We start from the raw sequence: 20,373 nt of genomic DNA, 5'->3' as shown, positions 1-20,373 counted from the left end.
CGTGAACAAGCTCACCCGTACGGCGGTGGGCGCTCTCGCGGTCGCCGCCGTGATCGCCCCTGTCAGTGCTTCGGCAACGTCTGCCCGCCCGGCAGGTGCCGCCAAGCATTGGACCACCATCGAGACCGCGCTCATGGCCAAGCAGCAGGCCTGCAAGGTCTCGGCCAACGACGGCACGGCCTGGAAGATCTTCAACCGATTGGACGCCCGCCGGGTCGACCGCGGTCGGGTCGCGTCGTACCTGACGGCGGTTCGCAACGGTGAAGAGGTGCCCTCGCGCAGCTGGAGCAGCGGCTGGGTCCAGCACGGCCATCTGTCCGACGTGGGCACCTTCCGGGTGCCGAAGAACGGGCCCTGGACGCTCACCATGGCGCTCTACGGCGACGACGCCGGGACCGGCGGGGAGCTCACGGCCGCGGACATCGGCCGCTGCTGAACTCTTCTCGGCTCGCGTGCGACCGCTCTGCGACCCGACTGCGACCGCGCTCCTCGATGGTGGGGATGACCCCCCACCATCGAGGAGCAAGCCATGAACGAACAGGACACCGACAACCGATCCGTTTGCTGGAGGAGCGCTCGCCACGCGAGGCTCGGCCTGGCCTGTGCAGCACTGCTGGCGACCCTCGTCCCGACGACGAGCTCGCCGCCCGCAGTGGCGGCCGACGCCGCATCCCTGACAGCGACTGAGCGCTGCTCCGCCGGCGAGACGCCGGATGTGACCCAGACAGTCTTCGTGAGTGGCACGTCCGGACAGGCTTTCTACCCGCGGGCAGTGAATCCCGACAACGCGATCTTCCCCGGTGACGTGGTCAGCATCGAGGTCTCCGGCCAGCTGCGCTACAACTCCAAGAGCTGGACGGGCCCGGAGGGGACCGGGATGCCCGACGCCAACGGCGTCCGGCCCTATGCCGCGACCGCGACCTGGGACCGGCTACCCGGAGGCCCGGTCGGACCGCCGTTGGCGGCGGTCGACCTCGGCGGGTGCACTTCAGGCCCCACGAAGGTGGGCGTGCGGCTGCGTTACGGCATCAACGAGAAGCTCCTCAGCGACAACGCCGGCGGCTACACCGTCACGACGCGGGTCTGGCGGGCACCGGGTCGGTTGATCATCGACCGCACGGAGGTGACCCAGGGCGTGCAGGACCGGTTGGCCCACGTCGCGTTGGTGGCGGGCAAGCGCACCTTCGTGCGCGTCTTCCTCCGCCACCAGTACGACGGCTCGACCTCCATGGCGGGTGTCACCGGCACGCTGCGGGTGACCGGAGTCGCCGACGTCGCGCGCCCGCTCGTGAACTCTCAGATCACCAGCCTCACCAACGGCGGCGACCCCCGGCGACTGTCCAACAGCCTGCTGTTCGCGGTGCCGACGGCGGCGCTCGCGGAGGGCACACGAGAGGCGGTCGTCACCGTCACCCCGCCCGCGGGCAGGGGCGGCGGCTGGTCGGTCGCCCAGCACTTCTCCGTGACATTCGGGCCGACGACGAGCCTGCCCGTCATCGGTCTGCGCTACAGCTATCACAACGTGCCGGCTGAGCTGACGGCTGCACGCTCGGCGTCCGAGCCCGGGCTGCGCGTGCAGCCGGGTCGTTGGCAGGCTGCGAACGTCGCGCTGTGGGGCCCGATGGGAGCCTTCGCCGAGAACGTGCTCCCGTTCGCCCGGCTCTCGGTCACCGACGACGCGCCCAGCAGCGCGTGGGGCACCCGGTCCTTCGACTGCGAAGCCGCGCAGCGTCCCGATGACGGGCTCCGTTATTGCGACGGCTACCAGGACGCGATCGCCTGGGCGAAGCGAGTCGCTGACCAGGAATGTCCCGACGGTGGTTGTCTGGTGGTGCTCATGCAGCCGGAGGTGAGCGACGGCGGGACCGGCTACTGCCACTGCACCTCCTACCGTCAAGGCACGCCGCGCGGCAACAGCGTGATCAACCTCCAGTGGGAGCGGATGCTCGCCAACCAGGGCCGGACGCTCGCCCACGAGATCGGCCACTACTACGGCGTCGTGCACACCTGGGACGACCCGCACTTCCACTTCAGCAAGTTCGCCACGATCGGGGACATCGTCGGCCTGCGTTACGCCAACCTCCAGGGCGGAATTGAGCTCCAGCCCGAGCGGCGGCTGGACGGCACGTCGACGTACGACCTGATGACCTATCAGCCCCAGCAGTGGCTGTCGGTCTACAACTACTGCCGGATCATGCACGAGGTGAAGGGTCTCAACCCGGTGTGCGCTCCGGGCTGGGAGCAGTAGGCGGAGAGGTCGACCGGGATCGGACGGCGAGCCAGGGGAGTGCGCCGACGATCGCCAGGGTGCCGCCGACGATGAGCGTCGGCGGCTCCCCCCACTCCTCGGCGACCTCGACGACGAGCGCGATCGCAGCCGTCACCAGGAGTACGACGGCGCAGCGGACTGCCAGGCGCGCGACGACCGCGGTCGTCGGGGCGCACCCCGGCGGTCCGGCAGCGGCGTGAGCCAGGGCGACGTGGAAGACCAGGCCGCACGCCGCGACGAGCAGGGCCCACCCGGTGCCGGCCTGGTCGGTGGCGAGCAGCCACCACGCCACCAGCCCGCCGAGGGTGACCAGCCCTGCGCCGGAGTCGGGCACCTCGGCCGAGACCGCGGCCATCGCGGCCAGGATCGCTGAGGGCCACCACGCTGCGCCCGGCGCGATCCTGTGGAGAGCAGCGAGCGCGACCAGCACCGGCAGGACCGTGAGCAGCCGCACCACGATCCCGGGCACGGTGAGGGTGAGGAGCCGGGTGCCGTCGCGGTCCTCGACGAGGAAGGCCGTCGTCATCGCGCCACCAGCCGCGGTGTAGCCCGCCGTCGGGCGAGGTCGCGCAGCACCTGGTCGAGGCTGTGCGCGCCCGACCACGGCACGACCGGGATGCCGAGGGAGGCGAGCTGGGTCGTCTCGACGCGACGCTGCAGCATCCGGATCCGCCACGCGAGAGCCTCGGGCGTCTCGCCGCTCTCGTCCTCCATGCCTGGCGGCAGCGTGTCGATCACGACGACGTCGATGCCTGCCCGGTTGAGGATGGCCACCTGCTGTGTCGCTGCCGGGTCGATGAGCGGCGACAGCATCAGCGCCAGCGTGCCGGAGCCGAGTCCCTGGCGCGCGGCCAGCGCGTCCTCGCCGCGCGCGGTGCCGGGCTCGATGAGGCAGAGCGTGTCGAGGATGCGCCGCAGCTGGAGCTGTCCGGTCGATGCGGGCGCCATCGTCACGCCCCAGGCACCGAAGACCCGCAGGCCGACCCGGTCACCGCGATGAAGGAAGTGCTCGGCGAGGACGGCAGCGGCGCGCACGGCGAGGTCCATGCTCGACGGCTCGCCGTCGATGCCGGTGCTCTCGCCTACGTCGTTGACGGCGTCGATCAGCACGACGACGTGGGCGTCCTCGTCGGCGTAGGTGGCCGTCACGTGGAGGCGCCCGGTGCGCGCCGAGACCGGCCAGTGGATCCGTCGCAGGCGATCGCCGAGACCGAACGGGCGCACCTTCGCGAACTCCGCGCCTTCGCCCGGGCGCGATGCGCGCTCCATCCCGACCAGGCCGCGCGGGTGCGGCGCCGGTCCGCTCGCGTCGAGCGGCGCGGTCACGGGCAGCACGGTCATCCGCATGCCGGGGAGGGAGAGCGGTCCGAAGCGCCAGGAGTACCAGCCGTCGTACACGGCGACTGCGGGGTCGCCCAGCTTGCGCCGTCCCCAGCGCAGCGGTCGCAGCGCGATCAGCGCCTCGGCGCCGCCGGCGCCGTCGTCGGCGACGAGCAACCCCTCGGCGGGCTCGACCTCGAGGAGCCGCTGGCCGGGGTGGACGACGGCTACGACGCCACCGGGCGGTAGGCCAGAAACGGTCGCCTCCCAGGCCACCTCCTCACCCTCGTTGACGGTGAGAGCGGTGGCCGGGGTTGTGGCTTCCGGCGTGGTCTGCGGCCGCTGCGCCGACCACAACGCCACCAGCACCAGCGGGGCAGCGATGATCACCGCGTCGGGCCGCCCGGCGACGACACCGGCGACCAGCGTGGCCAGCCCGACGATCGCCACCCGGAGGTGGGCGTACGTCGGCCGCCACTCCTGCATCGGTCAGACCCGGTCGCGGGCGGTCGGTGCGGGCACCTGGCCGAGGACCGTCTCGACCACGGTCCGGCCCGAGATGTCGGTCATCCAGAGCTCGGGGCGGATGGTGATCCGGTGGGCCAGGGCAGGCACGGCGACGGCCTTGACGTCCTCGGGCACGACGTAGTCACGACCGTCGATGACGGCGTAGCCGCGCGCGACGAGCATCAGCGCCAGACCGCCGCGCGGGGAGGAGCCGACGAGCGTGTGCTGGTGGCGACGGGTGGCGGCGGCCAGCGCCACGCAGTAGCGACCGATGTCGGGATCGACCGTCACGCTCTCCACCGCAGCCTGGATCGCGAGCAGCTCCTCGCGGCTCACGACCTGGGCGAGCGTCTGCTCCTCGCGCTGCCGCTCGAGCCGGCGCCGGAGCACCTCCCACTCCTCGGCGGCGTCGGGGTAGCCGAAGCCGACCCGCAGCAGGAACCGGTCGAGCTGGGCCTCGGGGAGCGGGTAGGTGCCCTCGTACTCGACCGGGTTGGCCGTCGCCAGCACGAGGAACGGCGGGTCGAGGACGAACGTCTCGCCCTCGACGGTCACCTGGCGCTCCTGCATGGCCTCGAGGAGTGCGGCCTGGGTCTTCGGGGGCGTTCGGTTGATCTCGTCGGCGAGGAGGAGGCCCGTGAAGAGCGGGCCCGGGCGGAACTCGAACTTCGCCTGGCCCTGGTCGTAGATGAAGGAGCCGGTCAGGTCGGCCGGCAGCAGGTCGGGGGTGAACTGCGCGCGCCGGAAGTCCAACCCCAGGGTCTGCGCGAAGGACCGGGCAGCCAGGGTCTTGCCGAGTCCGGGGAAGTCCTCGAGCAGGACGTGTCCGCCGGCCAGCACGGCGGCCAGCACCAAGGTGAGTGCGTCGCGCTTGCCGACCACGGCCCGCTCGATCTCGTCGAGGACGGCGCGCGCCTTCCTCGAGGCGTCGGCCACTCCCAGCTCTTGTGTCACAGGTCCTCGATCCTCCTCAGTGCGGTGGCCAGGTCGCGTCGGTAGCGCTCGGCGGAGCCCAACGGGGGATCCACGACGAAAGCGGCAGCGGCGGGGTCGAGCCGGGTCTCGGCCAGGACCGGCATCGCGAGCAGGTGCGCGGTGACCTCACGGACGACCGCGTGCGCCGCTGTCGGGTCGTCGGCGGCCAGCAGCCGTTCGAGGTGGTTGATCTGCTGGTCGTGGGCCCGGTTCTCCCGCAGGTGGAGCGGCGCCTCCTCGGGCCAGGTCGCGCTCACGACCGTGCGGCTGACGTAGGCCGCGTAGAGCGAGACCGCCACCGCGGCGAGCACCACCGCCGCCCAGACCGCGGTCATCGGGCGCCCGTCCGCAGACTTGCCAGGAGTCGGCGCAGGCAGTCGGCGGCCTCCGCGCGGTGGTCTTCGGTGACCGGGTGCGTCGAGAAGCGTGCCTCGCGGTAGAGGGCGGCCAGACGCCGGATGGCCCCCTCCTCGGCCGCGCCGTCGAGCCGGTACGACGCCACGACCCGTGCCACCAGCTCGGTCGGTGTCTCCTCGGGCCGGTGCGCGAAGTGCTCGCCCTCGACGGCCTGCTCGAGGCGCACCCAGGCCGCGACGATCGCATTGCGCGGGGATCCCTCACCGAGCATGCGTGCGCTCTCGTCGAGCGCCTCGGACAGCCCTGCTTCCTCGTCCTCCGGCGGCGGCTCGGCTTCGGGGAGGGGCGTACGGCGTGATCCGATCCGGCGGGAGAGCTGGCGTCGCCGCCGTACGAGGCGGAGCCGGGCGAAGACCAGGAGCGCCACCGCGAAGATCACGGCGGCCGGCACGAGGAGCAGTGCGCTGATCGGCGGTGCCCAGGGCAGCCAGCGGTCGTCCCCGCCGTCGTCGCTCCGGGGCTGTTCCTGCTGCTGTGTCTCGTCGGCCCGGTCGGCGTCGTCCTGCTCCGCCGCGGCCGACGGGTCGACCCGGTCCTCGCTCGCGGTCCAGCGGGCCCCGTCGAAGGTCGTGGCGACGAGCGCGCAGAGAACGAGCACCAGCGCACCCATCGTGAGCGCGCCGTGCGAGGCGGGACGGGGGGAGGGAGGCCCCATGGGCAAACGGTAGTCCTGTGTGCCCACGCTGCGACCCGACTTAGGTAAGGCTAAGCATACGTGCAACGATGCCGCGGTGTTCGTCGAAGAAGGGACCACCCACGTGTTGCGCCTCTCGTTGTCCGTCGCCGCCGTCGCCCTGGCAGCCCTCGCCCTGACCGCCTGCGGTGACGACGGCACGTCGTCCGGCGACGACAAGTCGTCCGATGGCGGCACCTCCGCCCCGGTCAGCGCTGCCGACGCGAAGCTGATCGAGAAGGCGCAGGACGCCTACGCGTCCTACGTCTCCGACGAGTCCACGCTGCTGCTCGAGCAGACCGGCGAGTTCGTCGAGCTCTACAAGGACGGCAAGGACGACGCGGCGCGCGCCCTCTATCCCGTCGCCCGCTCGCACTGGGAGCGCATCGAGCCCGTGGCCGAGAGCTTCGGCGACCTCGACCCGCTGATGGACGCCCGCGAGGCCGACGTCGACTTCGCCGCCGGCGAGGAGTGGACCGGCTGGCACGTCATCGAGAAGGACCTGTGGCCCGCGCGGGCCGAGAAGTACAAGTCCCTCACCACTGAGGAGCGCGGGTTCTACGGCGACGACCTGCTCGCCAACACCGAGGAGCTCGACGCCCAGATCCAGGCCGGTCTCGACTTCCCGATCTCGCTGATCGCCGACGGCTCCCGTGGTCTGCTCGAGGAGGTCGCCACGGGCAAGGTGACCGGCGAGGAGGAGTACTGGTCGCGCACCGACCTCTGGGACTTCCAAGCCAACGTCGACGGCGCCAAGGTTGCCTTCGACGGCGTCAAGCCGCTGCTCGAGGCCGATGACCCGGAGCTCGCCGCCGAGCTCGAGGAGCGGTTCGCCGACCTCCAGGCGCTGCTCGACCTGCACCGCTCGGGCGACGGCTTTGTCACCTACGACCAGCTCTCGGCCGACGACGTGCGCGACCTGGCTGCTGCCGTGGACGCGCTGTCCGAGCCGCTGTCGCAGCTGACCGCCGCTGTCACCTCATGACCTCGGGCACGACCCCGAGCGCCACCCCGAGCAGGGCCAAGGTCTCCCGTCGCGGGCTGATCGGGGGCGGCGCGGCGGCGGCGGGCGTCGCGGGCGCCTTCGCCGCGGGCAGGTGGGCCACTCCTGAGGAGCACGCGGTCACGGCGGTGCACGCGTCGTCGTACCCCTTCTGCGGCGAGCAGCAGGCCGGCATCGTGACGCCGGTCCAGGACCGGCTGCACTTCGTCGCCCTCGACGTCACCACCGACGACCGCGACGAGCTGATCGACCTGTTGCGTCGCTGGACCGACGCCGCCGCGCGGATGACGCGCGGCGCGTCCGCCGGTCCGGTCGGGCCGGTCGAGGGATCGGCGCTGCTGCCGCCGGACGACACCGGTGAGGCGATCGGGCTGTCGGCCAGCGGGCTGACGATCACCTTCGGCTTCGGACCCGGCGTCTTCCTCGACGCCGACGGCAACGATCGCTTCGGCCTCGCCGATCGGCGCCCGGCAGCGCTCGAGCCGCTGCCGCACTTCGCGGCCGACGCCCTCGACCCCCGCCGGACCGGGGGAGACCTCTGCATCCAGGCGTGCGCCGACGACCCCCAGGTGGCGGTCCACGCGATCCGCAACCTGGTCCGCATCGGCTTCGGCACGACGGCGGTGCGCTGGTCGCAGCTCGGCTTCGGCCGCACGTCCACCACCTCCAACGCGCAGACGACGCCGCGCAACCTCTTCGGCTTCAAGGACGGCACGCACAACGTCAAGCTCGAGGAGACCGCCGACCTGGCCGACCACGTGTGGGTGGGCGCCGGCGACGACGCGGCCGCCGACTGGTTGGTCGGCGGCTCCTACCTGGTGACCCGCCGGATCAACATGACGATCGAGGTCTGGGACCGCCAGCCGCTGGGCGACCAGGAGCTGTTCGTCGGCCGGACGAAGGACTCGGGTGCGCCGCTGACCGGTGGCGGCGAGTTCACCAAGCCCGACTTCGCGCAGCAGGTGGGCGACCAGCCCGTCATCCCTGTCGATGCCCACGTGCGGGTGGTCCACCCCGACCAGCACGGCGGCATCCGGATGCTGCGTCGCGGCTACAACTTCGTCGACGGCAGCAACGACATCGGCGGGCTCGAGGCGGGGCTGTTCTTCATCGGCTACGTGCGCGACCCGCGCACCCACTTCATCCCCATCCAGCGGGCGATGGCGGCCCAGGACGCGCTCATGGAATACCTCAAGTTCACCGGTCAGGCGCTCTTCGCGGTGCCCCCGGGAGTGCGCGAGGGGGAGTACGTCGGACAGGCCCTCTTCGCCTCCTGAATTGCCCCGTATCACGTGGTGATCGGGGCCTGACACAAGTTCGTAACAGGTGCTGGCGTCGGGTACCGTGAACGTCGGCACAGTGTCGTGCACCCCTCTTTTCTGCACGATCCTCAGCGAAGGACATCTGCTGTGACTGACCGCCCCGTCGTTCTCATCGCCGAAGAGCTCAGCCCCGCCACCGTCGAGGCTCTGGGCCCGGACTTCGAGATCCGCAACTGCGACGGTGCCGACCGCGCCGAGCTGCTGGCAGCGATCGTCGATGTCGACGCGATCCTGGTGCGCTCCGCGACCAAGGTCGACGCTGAGGCGCTCGCCGCCGCCAAGCGGCTGAAGGTCGTCGCGCGGGCCGGGGTCGGCCTCGACAACGTCGACGTGAAGGCGGCCACGCAGGCCGGCGTGATGGTCGTCAACGCCCCGACCTCCAACATCACCTCGGCTGCTGAGCTCGCGGTCGCGCTCATGCTCGCTGCCGCTCGCAACGTCTCGCCCGCTCACGCGGCGCTGAAGAACGGCGAGTGGAAGCGGTCGAAGTTCGGCGGCATCGAGCTCTTCGAGAAGACCGTCGGCATCGTCGGTCTCGGCCGGATCGGTGTGCTCGTCGCGCAGCGGCTCGCTGCCTTCGGCATGACCGTCATCGCCTACGACCCCTACGTGCAGGCCGGCAAGGCCGCGCAGATGGGCGTGCGGCTCGTCGACCTCGACACCCTGCTGGCCGAGTCCGACTTCATGTCGGTCCACCTGCCGAAGACCCCCGAGACCGCGGGCCTCATCGGCGCCGACCAGCTCGCGAAGGCCAAGTCCTCGCTCGTGCTCGTCAACGCCGCGCGCGGTGGCATCGTCGATGAGGACGCCCTCTACGACGCACTGAAGACCGGCCGCATCGCTGCGGCCGGCCTCGACGTGTTCGCCAAGGAGCCGTGCACCGACAGCCCGCTCTTCGAGCTCGAGAACGTCGTCGCGACGCCCCACCTGGGCGCCTCGACCGAGGAGGCCCAGGAGAAGGCCGGCATCGCCGTCGCGAAGTCGGTGCGCCTGGCCCTCGCCGGTGAGCTCGTCCCCGACGCGGTCAACGTCCAGGGCGGCGTGATCGCCGAGGACGTGCGTCCCGGCATCCCGCTCACCGAGAAGCTCGGTCAGGTCTTCACCGGCGTCGCCGGTGAGCTCGCCCAGCAGCTCGATGTTGAGGTCCGCGGCGAGATCGCCGACCACGACGTGAAGGTGCTCGAGCTCGCCGCCCTCAAGGGCGTCTTCAGCACCGTCGTCGAGGACCAGGTGTCCTACGTCAACGCGCCGCTCCTCGCGGCCGAGCGGGGCGTCGCCGTACGCCTCCTCACCGACCCGGAGAGCGCCGACCACCGCAACCTGATCACGATCCGCGGCACCCTCGCCGACGGTTCGCAGGTCTCGGTCAGCGGCACCCTGGTGGGCATTCACCAGCGCGAGCGCCTGGTGGAGGTCAACGGCTACGACATCGACATCGAGCCGACCAACCACATCGCGTTCTTCACCTACGACGACCGCCCCGGCATGGTCGGCACCGTCGGCCAGATCCTCGGCGCGGCCAACGTCAACATCGCCGGCATGCAGGTCAGCCGTGACGCCAAGGGCGGTCAGGCGCTGGTCGCCCTGTCGGTCGACTCCGCGATCCCGGCCGAGACCCTCAGCGAGATCGAGAGCGCCATCTCGGCCACCTCGATCCGCGCCGTCGACATCGTCTGACCCCGGCTGGGGCCCTGCTAGGGCACCGAGATCAGGATGTCACCGGGGTCGAAGACCGCGGTGTCGGTGGCGGTGCCGCCGTTGATGGTGTCGTTGCCCTTGACGCCGTCTCGGGAGTCGAGGTGGTCGGTTCCGTTGCTGCCGAAGAGCATGTCGGCCCCGGTGCCACCGGTGATCTGGTCAGCGCCGCCACCGCCGTTGATGGTGTCGGCGCCGGCCATGCCCCAGAAGATCTCTGCGTAGGGTCCGCCGACCAGCTGGTCGTCGGCGGAGCCGCCGAAGGCTTCCTCCACGCCGACGATCCGGTCGAACTCACCGGGGGCCCCTGAGGTGGGGTCGCCGTTGAGCCGGATGGCGACCGACGTCGTCCGCGAGCTGTAGCGGATGGTGTCGTGACCGGCGTTGCCGTTGACGGCGTCGGCGCCGCTGGTGGTCGGTTCTTCGGTGATGGTGTCGTTGTCAGCGCCGCCGAGGACGTTGTCGTTGTCTGCGCCGCCGCGCAGCGCGTCGTCGCCTGGACCGCCATCGACGGTGTCGTTGCCGGGGCCGCCGTTGAGGCTGTCGACTCCGGCGTCGCCGCGCAGCGCGTCGTTGCCGCCGCCTCCGTTGAGGGTGTCGTTGCCGCCGCGGCCGACGAATCGATTGTTCCCGGCGTTGCCATTGATGGTGTCGTCAGCGTTGGTGCCAGTGACCTCTTCGACGGTGGCGGTGACCTTGTCGCCTTCACCGGGTGCGCCGTCGTCGGCCAGTGCATCAAGGGTGACCGTGACACCGACGGGCCGCGCGGCGTAGGAGAGGTTGTCTTGGCCGTTGCCACCGTCGAGCACGTCCCCGGGATCGGCGCTGGCCCCCTGGACGAAGGCGTCGTTGCCCCTGCTGCCGAGGACGGTGTCGGCTCCGGCGCCGTCGTAGATCAGGTCGTCACCACCGAGGCCGCAGATGACGTCATTGCCGCCAGCGCCCTTGATCTCGTCGTCACCCGCGGAACCGACGATCACGTCGGCGCCGGAGGTGCCGTCGATACGGCCGCGTCCGGTGATCGTGGCGGGCTGACCGTCGCAGCTGGGCGGAGTGCCGATCTCGGCGGCGAAGGTGAGCTTCACGGTGTCGAGCGACGCCACGTAGGCGTCGATCTCGGGCTGCGTCAGACCCTCACCGGCCAGCGCCTCCGCTACTTGTTCCCGCGCGGTCGAGAGGTCGACGTCGAGGTGATAGGTGTCCAACGTCATCGTGGCGGTTCCCAGAGAGACGCCCCACCACACGGAACCGGGGTTGCCGTCGCCGATCTTCACCAACACGTGGGCTGACCCCTCCGGGAAGTACCGCGGCTCGGGGTCGGACCGAGCGGGGGTCACCTCGAGCGCGACCGGCTCGGCCGAGGTGAGCGCCTCCTCACTCTCCAGCACCAGGTCGGTGATCTCCTGTGCGTGGATCGCTGCGTCGTAGGTCAGCGACCCGAACGGCCCGGCGAGGGTGGGATCGGCCAGTCCCGACGAGGTGGCGCCGTCGATCGTCACCGACACCTGGGCCTGGGGAGTGTCGTCCACTCCGTCCGCGTGGATCCGGATCTTGCGGGCGATCTGATCGGAGGTGAGGGCAAGACTGGTTCGGCCGAAGATCGTCCCGTCGGGGGCGACGAAGAGGTACGTCGGGAAGCCCCCCCCGGCGCCGACCGCGAACAGCGCGGCGCGGTAGAGGCTGCCCGTACGCGAACCGTTCGAGTGAAGAACGGGGTCGTCGGTGCGGGCGACGTTGGTCCGCCAGTTCGAGGCATCCACGGCGGTGGTGGCGCGGCCGGACAGGTCTTGGCTCAGCACGCGCACGACCCGGGCGGGGATGCCCTCCTCGGCGAGCTGGTCCTCGGCGTCGTCCTCGTCCTGAGCGACCGCCCGGCAGGGCGCACAGTCGACCGCACACACGTTGAGCACGAGGTAGCCGGAACCGTCCAGGTAGTCGTCGACCGCCACCGGCGCCCCGGTCTGGTCATGGCCACTGATGGAGGCGAGGTGCTCGCCGACCCGGAAGCCCGGAGGACGGTTGATGACCCCGAAGAACGCTGTGTCCGGGGTGCCGACCGACGCCTTGACCGACCAGAACCCCGGGGTGCTGCCGGCGGTCACGTTGAAGCTGGCCTTCCCTGCGGCGTTGGTCGTCACCGTCGGGCTCGACACCGTGCCCGTCGCACCGTTGAACTCTGACGGGATCACGGTGAGCGAGACCTCGACGCCCGGTGCCGGCTGGTGCGCCTCGTCCAGCACGCGCAGGCTGAGCGCCGTCGCTATCGGTTGGCCGAGGGCCGCCTCGACGCCTGCCGGTCCGATGGGGTCGACCTCCGTCGGCACGGTGGCAACGGAGACCACAGGTCCCTCGGCGCGCGCGGGATCGGCCGGGACCGCAATGACGAGGACGCTCGCCAGCGCCATCGGGGCAACGCGAAGGGCAAGCCGACGGAGCATGGTGAACCTCGTTGGTCGGAGGCGGGTCCCGATCGCGCCGAGCCGGTGCACCCTGCCCCGACGGTAGAGGCGGGTTTCGAGGAGGCGCAACCGTCATTCGGGTGATCTTCAGGCGACCAGCACGCCGCCTGGGCGCTCGCGTCCGGGCGGGGTGCTCGTTCCGGCACGGACCGTTGCCCACGCGGCGGCCACCCGGCGGACCGCCTCCTCCAACTGTGGGGCGGGCACGGTGAAGGGGAAGCGGAGGTAGCGGTCGAGGCCGCCCTCGGGAGCGAAGGACGGGCCGGGCGCCATCAGGACGCCCCGGCCCTCGACCTCGTCGACGAGCGCCGTCGCGCCCACCGCGGGGAGCCGGCACCACAGCGCCATGCCACCGCTGGGGGTGCGGAAGGTCCAGTCGGGCAGCTCGGCGCGCATCGCGGCGACCAGGGCGTCGCGCTGGAGGCGCAGCCGGTCGCGGTGCGCGGTGAGGACCGCGTCGAAGTCACCGGTCAGCAGCTTGGTGAGCACCAGTTGCTCGAAGACGGGGGCGCCGAGGTCCAGACCGATCCGGGCGCGGGTCAGCTGGTCGACCAGGCCGCGGGGAGCGCGGATCCAGCCGAGCCGCAGGCCGCCCCAGACGCTCTTGCTGGCGCTGCCGACGGTGATCGTGTCGGGGGAGAAGGACGCGAACGGCCGCTGCGCTGGACCACCGTCGAGGCGCAGCGTGTGGTGCGCCTCGTCGACGACTGCGGTCGCGCCGTGCCGCTTGAGCATTGCCGCGTAGGTAGCGCGGTCGGCGTCGGACATCACCAGGCCGGTCGGGTTGTGGTGGTCGGGCATGACATGGACCAGGCGCGGCTTGCGCTTGGCCAGCACGCCGTCGACCGACTCGAGGTCCCAGCCCTCCGGGTCGAGGGGGATCGTCACCAGTCGGCCGCCGCCGACGCACAGCGCCTGCACGGCGTTGGGGTAGGTCGGCGACTCCATCAGCACTCGCTCGCGGGGGCCCGCCAGCGCGCTGCCCACGACGGCGGTCGCGGCGAGGGCGCCGGCGGTGACGATGATCTGGTCGGATGAGGTCGGGAGGCCGCGGTCGTCGTACGACGCCGCGATCGCCTCCTGCAGGTCGGGCATCCCGGCCGGGTAGTAGCCGTGGCCGCCGAGGTGGGCCGGTAGGTCGGCGGCGGCCTCCGCGTAGGCCGCGGCGATGCCGGGGGGAGCGGTCGCGGCCGCGCACACCAGGTCGATGACGCCGGGCGTCACGTCGGTGGGCCACAGGGCGCGGTCGTAGGCGCGCGTCGGTCCGCCGGGCAGGCGGGTGAAGGTGCCCGAGCCGTGCCGGGCCTCGGCGAACCCGCTCTCCCGCAGTACGGCGTAGGCGCGGGTCACCGTGGTGCGCGACACCTCGAGCGCCGTGGTCAGGTCGCGCTCGCTCGGCAGCCGGGTGCCATAGCCGATGCGTCCGTCGCCGATCAGCTCGCGTAGCGCGTCGGCCAGGCCGACGTAGGCGGGGGACCGGTGGAAGTCGCCGGCGAGGGTGGCCACGCGACTGGCGGAAATGGACTGCGGCATGCAGTCCAGTAGATCACAAGTGGCTATTTCATTCCAGGCCACTAGTAAGGATCATTGAGGCATGACGGCAATGACTGCATCCACCGGTGCTCCGGCCCCCGCGCTCGTCGACCTGGGCCCGCTCGCCCAGCTCCGCGCCGGCCGGCTCGGCCGACGGCTCCCGCAGCTGGTCGTCGGCCTGGTGCTCTACGGCGTCAGCCTCGCGTTGATGGTGCGCGGCGCCATCGGCCTCGCCCCGTGGGACGTGCTGCACTCGGGCCTGATCCGCCACGTGCCGATCACGCTGGGCCAGGCCGTCGTGCTGATGAGCTTCGTGGTGCTCCTGCTCTGGATCCCGCTCCGCGAGCAGCCCGGCATCGGCACCATCGCCAACGCGCTCCTCGTCGGCTTCTCCGCCGACGCGACCCTCGCCCTCCTCGACGCACCCGATGTCCTCGCGGCACGGGTGGCACTGATGGTCGGCGGCGTCGTGCTCTGCGGCCTCGCCTCGGGCCTCTACATAGGCGCTCAGCTCGGCCGCGGTCCTCGTGACGGCCTCATGACCGGGCTGGCTCGACGTACGGGCCTCTCGATCCGCCTGGTCCGTACGGCGCTCGAGGTCGTCGTCGTGCTCGTCGGCCTCACGCTCGGCGGCGTGCTCGGCCTCGGCACCGTCGTCTACGCACTCGCCATCGGCCCGCTCACCCAGGTCTTCCTGCCCCTGTTCCTCGTCCCCATCAAGGTCGACAATGGAGTCGACACCACTGCCCCCGTAGGAGGTGGCTCGTCATGATCGGACTGCTCACCCTGCTCCTGGTCGTCGGCGTCATCGGCGTGGTCAGCACCGTGCGCGAACTCCGCCTGGACCGGCCGCGCGAGATACCGCAGTCCCACGCGGTCGACCGCGATTCGCGGCGACCTGCCGATCTGCTCGGCTAGCTGCGGACGCGGACGAAGGTCTCGACCCGACTGGCTCGGTAGCGGTCGTCGCCACCGAAGCGGACGACGACCTCCCACCGGCCGCGGGACAGACGCGGCAACCGCATCGTCGCGGTCCCGTCAACCAGCGCCGCCTCCACGGTCCGCACCCGGTCGCCCCGCGTCAGACGCACGGTGGCCGCCCCCTCGGGTGTCGCCAGTCCGGCGGCGACGTCGACGGTGACCGACACGCGTCCCCGCCGGTCGACGAGCGGAGGACGGAGGACCGTGAGCGATACCCGGTCGACGACCCCGCGGCCCACGATGGCCACGCGGTCGAGCTGGCCGGCCGCCACGGTGGGGCTGCCGCCGTACTCAACGACGAGCGCGGCCGCACCGGGCTGGAGCTCGCCTGGAGCAACGTCGAACGTCGCGGATCCGTCGCCGTCGAGGGTCGCGGTGTCGAGGGTCCGCGCTCCCTCGTGGAGGCTGACCTGGCCGCTCGCGGCGGCGCCGTCCCCGGTCACGACCACCTCGATCGAGGCCGACCGGTCGTAGCGGAGTCGGGGGACGGTCAGCGCGAAGGTGGGGTCGGCCAGGTCCGGCCCAAGGTCGTCGATCGGGGTGGCGGGGCCGTTCTCATAGGCGCCCGCATCGACCGACGTGCCGTTGACGGGGCGCCCGAGGGCGAGCTGGTGCGGGACGTACTGGTAGGCCAGCGCGTGCCGCGACGGCACCACCCTCGGAGCGGTGGCGCCGACGTCGACCAGCGGTGAGCCGTCCACGGGGCGGAAGTCGGAGCCGGCGAGGTCGGTGAACCCGAGGTTCGAGGCCGTGATGCGGCTCGACCAGCCGGTGATCGATCCTGTGTGCGTGTCGCTGCGCCACTGCACCATCGCCGGACCCATCACGTTGGCGCCGAGGTGGTGGACCCCGCTGCCACGCTCGAGCGAGAGCTCCAACGGAGTGGCCCCGGGCGTCGCTGGGCCGGCGGAGAAGACGTTGCCCCAGATCTCTGCAGTCTCGTCCGGCGTGGTGATGTCGAAGACCGACGCGTTGTACTGCTCGCTCTGGTCGAAGCGGTAGACGACGGTGTTGTTGAAGAAGTAGAGCGTGCCTTTGCGGTAGGTGTCCTCCAGGCCGGAGTCACCGCCGTAGTGGATGGCGTAGGCCGCGTCGCCATGGGTCAGGTCGACCACGTTGCCGTAGACCCAGGTCTCTCGATAGGCGGGCAGGTCCCCGAAGATCGGGAAGCTGTCCTGGGCCTCGACCAGGTCCATCGCGCGGAAGCCGCCCTCGATCGTGTTGAACCGCACGACAGTGCCGGTCGACCGGTCCTTGAGCGCCCCGCCGAGCGCGCCCGCCCTCGTGTCGCCGTAGTGGTTGAACTGGTAGACCACGTCCTCGGCCTCGATGTAGGAGTGGTGCTCGCGGTCGCGCCCGACGACGCTGTTGCCGAGGAACGCATTGCCGTCGACGAGCACGTGCCGCGAGACGCTGGCCTCCTCGTCACCGGACGCGACGAACAGCCCGTTGGCGTTGCCGCGGATGACGGTGTCGCGGACCGTGACCCACTCGCCGCGCTCGACGAAGATCCCGGCAACGTTGTCGGGATAGGTGCGCGTCACCCCGGCCCAGTCGGTGAACGTGTTGCCGGGATAGCCGCCCGTCACCTCCAGCCCGTCGATGACGACGTACTTCGGCTTGGTGCCCCACGGGGTGTTGTCCGGGGCGGCCAGGGTGATCACCCCGCGCAGCTGGGTGCCCTCGAAGTCCGAACGCATGCCCGGCCGGGTCGTGGCGCTCTTGCCGTCGATGACCGGCCGGTTGCCCTCACCGTCGCGGACGCCGCAGACCGTGATCGGCTCGGACGCGGTGCCCTGCCCGACGACCAGGATCTTCTCCTTGTACGGCGCCGGCCGGGCGTGGATCCGCACCCGGTCGCCGGGCCCGAGGTCGAGCCAGGGCACCGCGCCGATGGTCGTCCACGCGCGGCCCGGGCCGACGTCGTACGTCGTGCCGGTGGCCGGGGTGTCGCAGCTGCCGTCCCACACGTCGGCGGCCGGGGGTGGCAGGCCGGGGATCGGGTCGTCGGCCCGCACGCGCATCCGGGCGCTCGCGCGCACCCGGAACCGGACGACGGGCGCGCTCGTCGCCAGGTAGGCGCTGTCCCCGAGGTAGCGGGAGGCCGCGCGCCAGCGTCCGACCGACAGGCGCGGGAGGGTCACGGTGACGGCGCCACCGTCGAGGGTGCCGACCACCTGCCTGCGGGTGCCGTCGCGCTTGATGAGGCGGACCCGGACGTCGCCGGTCGCCGCGGGCAGCCCGTCGGCGACCTCGACCACGACGGTCGCGCGGCCGGTGCGGCTCGGCTTCGGCACCCTTCCGATCGAGGTCGTGACCGACTCCGGAGCGATGGGGACGGGCGGTTCGTCGTCGCTGGTGGTCGCCTCGTCGGTGCCGCCATAGGCGCCGGCGTTGCGCCGTCCGCCGTTCGGCACCGGCTCGGCCGCGACCGTGGAGGCCGGGTCGGCGGCGTCGATCGCCGGGCTCGACGACATCAGGTGGAAGTCGCCGCCGGCCGGGGCGACGAATCCGGGTGCTCCCGTGATGACGCCGACGCCACGGGTGACCGCGCCGGTGCTCGGCCCGACCAGGCTGTAGGTGATGGTCGTGTTGGACGCCGGCGGCGTGGTCTGGCAGTTGTTGCACTGCCACACCTGGGTGGCGCCGCCGTTGCCGGTCACGATGCTGTTGCGCAGGTCGAGGCGCGACCCTCCCTCAGCGAGGATCCCGGCGCCGTTCGCGCCGTCGGGGCAGCCATTGGCGCTGATGGTGACGTTCTCGACGAGAGCCGTCGAGCCGAAGTCCGAGCCGCCGTCGAGGTAGAGCACCCCGTCGTTGTTGCAGACGTTGCCGTGGAAGAGGTCGCCGACGATCTCGGCGTGGGCGGCCTCGTCGACGAAGAAGGCGCTGCCGTGGCTCGGAGACTCGTTGCCGACCCACCGGTTCGCCTCGAGCAGCACCGTGGGTTTCGTCGCCGTGTCGTTGCCGGTGAAGATGCCGCCGCCGCCCCAGCCGTAGCCGGCCTGGTCGCCCACGGTGTTGCCGCGGACCAGGTTCTGCCGGAGCACGCTGTCATCGCCGGAGAGGAACAGCGCACCGCCGTGGTCGCCGCCGGCCGCGTTGTCCTCGATCAGGTTGTGCTCGAGCAGCACCGGCACTGACGCGAAGAGGGCCGCCGCCATCACGGCGCGGTTGTCGCGGATGATGTTGTCAGCGATCGTCGCGCTGCTGTCGCCGCCCCAGCTCCCGACCGCGATCGCGCCGCCGAAGACGCAGCGGTCGCAGTCGTTGAAGTCCTGGCCGTCGTCGTTGCCCTCGAACAGGTTGTGGGTGATCGTCACGTCGCCCGTGCTGTCCTGGTGGTCGACGTAGAGCCCGGACCCGTAGCCGCGGCCGAACTCGTCGAGCGGTGCCTCGCCACCGGTGATCCGGAACCCGTCGATCACGGAGTCCCCGGGGCGGATCCAGGTCAGGGTGGTGCCCGCGAGACCGCCGTTGATCGTGGTCACCCGGGTCGCCGGGTCCCGGCTGCCGAAGCCCGGTGCGAACCCGCCGAGCAGGACGAGCTCCTTGGAGTCGACGACGACCCGCTCGGCGTAGGTCCCTCCTTGGACCTGGATCGTGTCGCCGTCGACCGCCACGTTGACGGCGGCCTGGATCGTGGCGAAGGAGCCGGTCGGGCCGACGCATCGCACGGTCGCGCCACAAGCCTTGCGGGCCGGGCCGCCGGTGAGGGTCGGTCGCCAGTCGAGATCCGGCGGCACCAGGACCGTGGTCGCGGCCTCGGCCGCCGGGGCGAACGCCGTCGCCAGGGCGACGGTCGAGCCGGGGAGGAGCAGCAGCAGGGCGAGCGCAAACATCCTGCGTGACGGGCGGCGGCCCACGGTCGTGGAAGGCATGGACTGACGCTACGGATCCGGCCCCGCTTGCGGGCCGGGTTGGTCATCTTTGCCCCAGGGGAATCCCTGAGTGTGGAGCGTGGAATTGGTGGATAGTCTCCACTCATGACCACCGATGGTTCCCAGGCTCCCGCCCCCGAGCCGAGCCCACTCGCCCCGCCGGAGCCCGTCCTCACCCTGACCGCGCCCGAGGCGCCTGCACCGGTCACCGAGACGGCGGCGCCGAAGATGGCCCCGCAGGTCTCCGCCGAGATGGTGCCCGAGCTCGACTCCAAGGTCGACACCTTCCTGACCGCGCTCACCAGCGAGAAGGTCGGCAGCCCCGGCTTCGCCGCCCAGGCGGAGAACGTCCGGACGATGGGCGACGCCGACATCAGGCGCGCGGCCGAGACGTCCAACCGGATGCTCGACAAGCCGGTCAACGCGTTGAAGGAGGGGGGCATCTCGCAGGGTTCCAACGTCGGCAAGACGCTCCTCGAGCTGCGGCGGACCATCGAGGACCTGGACCCTGGCCAGGCGGCGGGTGCCAAGAAGTGGTGGGACAAGCTGCCCTTCAACGACAAGATCGAGGACTACTTCCGCAAGTACCAGTCCTCGCAGAGCCAGCTCAACGGGATCCTGCACCACCTCCGCAGCGGTCAGGACGAGCTGACGAAGGACAACGTCGCGCTCAACCTCGAGAAGACCAACCTCTGGTCGGTCATGGGGCGGCTCAACCAATACATCTACGTCTCCGAGAAGCTCGACGCCAAGCTGTCGGCGAAGATCGCGGAGATGGAGCTGACCGACCCCGAGGGCGCGAAGACGCTGAGCCAGGACGTGCTGTTCTACGTGCGGCAGAAGCACCAGGACCTGCTCACGCAGCTCGCGGTATCGATCCAGGCCTACCTCGCGATCGACATCATCATCAAGAACAACATCGAGCTCATCAAGGGCGTCGACCGGGCCACCACGACCACCATCTCCGCGCTGCGGACCGCGGTCATCGTCGCCCAGGCGCTGAGCAACCAGAAGCTGGTGCTCGACCAGATCACCGCGCTCAACACCACGACGTCCAACCTGATCCAGAAGACCTCGGAGATGTTGAAGGACAACTCCGCCAAGATCCAGGAGCAGGCCGCGTCGTCGACGATCGGCATCGAGCAGCTGCAGGCGGCTTTCGCCAACATCTACGCGACGATGGACTCGATCGACGAGTTCAAGTCGAAGGCGCTCGACACCATGTCGACCACCATCGGCGTGCTCGAGACCGAGGTCCAGAAGTCGAAGTCCTACCTCGACCGGGTGCAGCAGCACGACCAGCGCAACGCCGCCGGCACACTCGACATCACGGGCTGA

Annotated in this window: 16 protein-coding genes; 8 read left to right on the top strand and 8 right to left on the bottom strand. The window is 71.2% G+C overall.

The window, feature by feature from the left end; genetic code table 11:
- Position 1 precedes the first annotated feature (1 nt).
- Together F0U44_RS08930 and F0U44_RS08925 are read left to right on the top strand one after the other, a co-directional pair.
- A complete protein-coding gene (locus tag F0U44_RS08930) occupies positions 2-436 on the top strand; it encodes a hypothetical protein (protein WP_149727953.1) in 435 nt (144 codons plus the stop codon).
- Between the two features lie 93 nt (positions 437-529).
- Entirely contained in the window at positions 530-2,248 is a 1,719-nt protein-coding gene (locus F0U44_RS08925) for a hypothetical protein (protein ID WP_149727952.1), read from the top strand.
- Here the strand turns inward: F0U44_RS08925 and F0U44_RS08920 are convergent.
- Genes F0U44_RS08920 through F0U44_RS08900 form a run of 5 tightly spaced genes read right to left on the bottom strand, consistent with a single transcriptional unit; the run spans position 2,214 to position 6,143 of the window.
- Positions 2,214-2,795, bottom strand: a complete 582-nt coding sequence (locus tag F0U44_RS08920) for a hypothetical protein (RefSeq protein ID WP_149727951.1) — start codon at positions 2,793-2,795, stop codon at positions 2,214-2,216. The two genes, F0U44_RS08925 and F0U44_RS08920, sit on opposite strands and share 35 nt — an antisense overlap.
- Complete coding sequence (locus F0U44_RS08915; protein WP_149727950.1) at positions 2,792-4,075, bottom strand: DUF58 domain-containing protein; 1,284 nt, start codon at positions 4,073-4,075, stop codon at positions 2,792-2,794. Before F0U44_RS08915 ends, F0U44_RS08920 begins: the two co-directional genes overlap by 4 nt.
- 3 nt (positions 4,076-4,078) lie before the next feature.
- Positions 4,079-5,050, bottom strand: a complete 972-nt coding sequence (locus F0U44_RS08910; protein WP_149727949.1) for an AAA family ATPase — start codon at positions 5,048-5,050, stop codon at positions 4,079-4,081.
- A complete protein-coding gene (locus tag F0U44_RS08905) occupies positions 5,047-5,406 on the bottom strand; it encodes a hypothetical protein (RefSeq protein ID WP_149727948.1) in 360 nt (119 codons plus the stop codon). Before F0U44_RS08905 ends, F0U44_RS08910 begins: the two co-directional genes overlap by 4 nt.
- Positions 5,403-6,143, bottom strand: coding sequence for a DUF4129 domain-containing protein (locus F0U44_RS08900; RefSeq protein ID WP_149727947.1), 741 nt, complete (start codon positions 6,141-6,143; stop codon positions 5,403-5,405). The genes F0U44_RS08905 and F0U44_RS08900 overlap by 4 nt, the downstream gene beginning before the upstream one ends.
- Before the next feature lie 76 nt (positions 6,144-6,219).
- Between F0U44_RS08900 and efeO the strand changes: the two genes are divergently transcribed.
- The 3 genes from efeO to serA all read left to right on the top strand — a co-directional run bounded on the left by efeO (position 6,220) and on the right by serA (position 10,163).
- A complete protein-coding gene (efeO, locus tag F0U44_RS08895) occupies positions 6,220-7,146 on the top strand; it encodes an iron uptake system protein EfeO (RefSeq protein WP_223163631.1) in 927 nt (308 codons plus the stop codon).
- Positions 7,143-8,441 (top strand): iron uptake transporter deferrochelatase/peroxidase subunit, encoded by a 1,299-nt coding sequence (gene efeB / locus F0U44_RS08890; protein WP_149727945.1) that lies wholly within the window; start codon positions 7,143-7,145, stop codon positions 8,439-8,441. The genes efeO and efeB overlap by 4 nt, the downstream gene beginning before the upstream one ends.
- Positions 8,442-8,573: 132 nt before the next feature.
- Positions 8,574-10,163: a phosphoglycerate dehydrogenase gene (gene serA / locus F0U44_RS08885; protein ID WP_149727944.1), complete on the top strand. Its 1,590-nt coding sequence runs from the start codon at positions 8,574-8,576 to the stop codon at positions 10,161-10,163.
- Between the two features lie 17 nt (positions 10,164-10,180).
- On the opposite strand, the gene F0U44_RS08880 is transcribed toward serA, so the two are convergent.
- Both F0U44_RS08880 and yczR read right to left on the bottom strand, forming a co-directional pair.
- Positions 10,181-12,619 (bottom strand): hypothetical protein, encoded by a 2,439-nt coding sequence (locus F0U44_RS08880; RefSeq protein ID WP_149727943.1) that lies wholly within the window; start codon positions 12,617-12,619, stop codon positions 10,181-10,183.
- Positions 12,620-12,727: 108 nt separating this feature from the next.
- The gene (gene yczR / locus F0U44_RS08875; RefSeq protein WP_149727942.1) at positions 12,728-14,173 is read right to left on the bottom strand and encodes a MocR-like transcription factor YczR; all 1,446 of its coding nucleotides are present in this window, start codon (positions 14,171-14,173) and stop codon (positions 12,728-12,730) included.
- Positions 14,174-14,243: 70 nt separating this feature from the next.
- On the opposite strand from yczR, the gene yczE reads away from it, so the two are divergent.
- Together yczE and F0U44_RS22980 are read left to right on the top strand one after the other, a co-directional pair.
- A complete protein-coding gene (gene yczE / locus F0U44_RS08870; RefSeq protein ID WP_149727941.1) occupies positions 14,244-14,945 on the top strand; it encodes a membrane protein YczE in 702 nt (233 codons plus the stop codon).
- Positions 14,942-15,091: a hypothetical protein gene (locus F0U44_RS22980; protein ID WP_188113401.1), complete on the top strand. Its 150-nt coding sequence runs from the start codon at positions 14,942-14,944 to the stop codon at positions 15,089-15,091. Before yczE ends, F0U44_RS22980 begins: the two co-directional genes overlap by 4 nt.
- On the opposite strand, the gene F0U44_RS08865 is transcribed toward F0U44_RS22980, so the two are convergent.
- On the bottom strand, positions 15,088-19,035 hold the full coding sequence (locus F0U44_RS08865; protein ID WP_149727940.1) for a right-handed parallel beta-helix repeat-containing protein: 3,948 nt from the start codon (positions 19,033-19,035) through the stop codon (positions 15,088-15,090). The genes F0U44_RS22980 and F0U44_RS08865 overlap by 4 nt on opposite strands.
- 105 nt (positions 19,036-19,140) lie before the next feature.
- Between F0U44_RS08865 and F0U44_RS08860 the strand changes: the two genes are divergently transcribed.
- Positions 19,141-20,373 carry a toxic anion resistance protein gene (locus F0U44_RS08860; protein ID WP_149727939.1) on the top strand — a complete coding sequence of 411 codons (1,233 nt, stop codon included), beginning with the start codon at positions 19,141-19,143 and terminating at the stop codon, positions 20,371-20,373.

Origin of the sequence: Nocardioides humilatus, assembly GCF_008373755.1 — a bacterium.
Taxonomy (GTDB): domain Bacteria; phylum Actinomycetota; class Actinomycetes; order Propionibacteriales; family Nocardioidaceae; genus Nocardioides; species Nocardioides humilatus.
The sequence above is the reverse complement of the archived record's forward strand: the minus strand, read 5'-3'. Positions and strand labels throughout refer to the sequence as shown.

Excerpts from the sequence above, each read along its gene's own strand:
- yczR (WP_149727942.1), bottom strand. The coding sequence starts at position 14,173 with ATGCCGCAGTCCATTTCCGCCAGTCGCGTGGCCACCCTCGCCGGCGAC.
- F0U44_RS22980 (WP_188113401.1), top strand. The coding sequence starts at position 14,942 with ATGATCGGACTGCTCACCCTGCTCCTGGTCGTCGGCGTCATCGGCGTG.
- F0U44_RS08880 (WP_149727943.1), bottom strand. The coding sequence starts at position 12,619 with ATGCTCCGTCGGCTTGCCCTTCGCGTTGCCCCGATGGCGCTGGCGAGC.
- F0U44_RS08860 (WP_149727939.1), top strand. The coding sequence starts at position 19,141 with ATGACCACCGATGGTTCCCAGGCTCCCGCCCCCGAGCCGAGCCCACTC.
- F0U44_RS08900 (WP_149727947.1), bottom strand. The coding sequence starts at position 6,143 with ATGGGGCCTCCCTCCCCCCGTCCCGCCTCGCACGGCGCGCTCACGATG.
- efeB (WP_149727945.1), top strand. The coding sequence starts at position 7,143 with ATGACCTCGGGCACGACCCCGAGCGCCACCCCGAGCAGGGCCAAGGTC.
- F0U44_RS08905 (WP_149727948.1), bottom strand. The coding sequence starts at position 5,406 with ATGACCGCGGTCTGGGCGGCGGTGGTGCTCGCCGCGGTGGCGGTCTCG.
- F0U44_RS08865 (WP_149727940.1), bottom strand. The coding sequence starts at position 19,035 with ATGCCTTCCACGACCGTGGGCCGCCGCCCGTCACGCAGGATGTTTGCG.
- F0U44_RS08925 (WP_149727952.1), top strand. The coding sequence starts at position 530 with ATGAACGAACAGGACACCGACAACCGATCCGTTTGCTGGAGGAGCGCT.
- F0U44_RS08915 (WP_149727950.1), bottom strand. The coding sequence starts at position 4,075 with ATGCAGGAGTGGCGGCCGACGTACGCCCACCTCCGGGTGGCGATCGTC.
- yczE (WP_149727941.1), top strand. The coding sequence starts at position 14,244 with ATGACTGCATCCACCGGTGCTCCGGCCCCCGCGCTCGTCGACCTGGGC.
- F0U44_RS08920 (WP_149727951.1), bottom strand. The coding sequence starts at position 2,795 with ATGACGACGGCCTTCCTCGTCGAGGACCGCGACGGCACCCGGCTCCTC.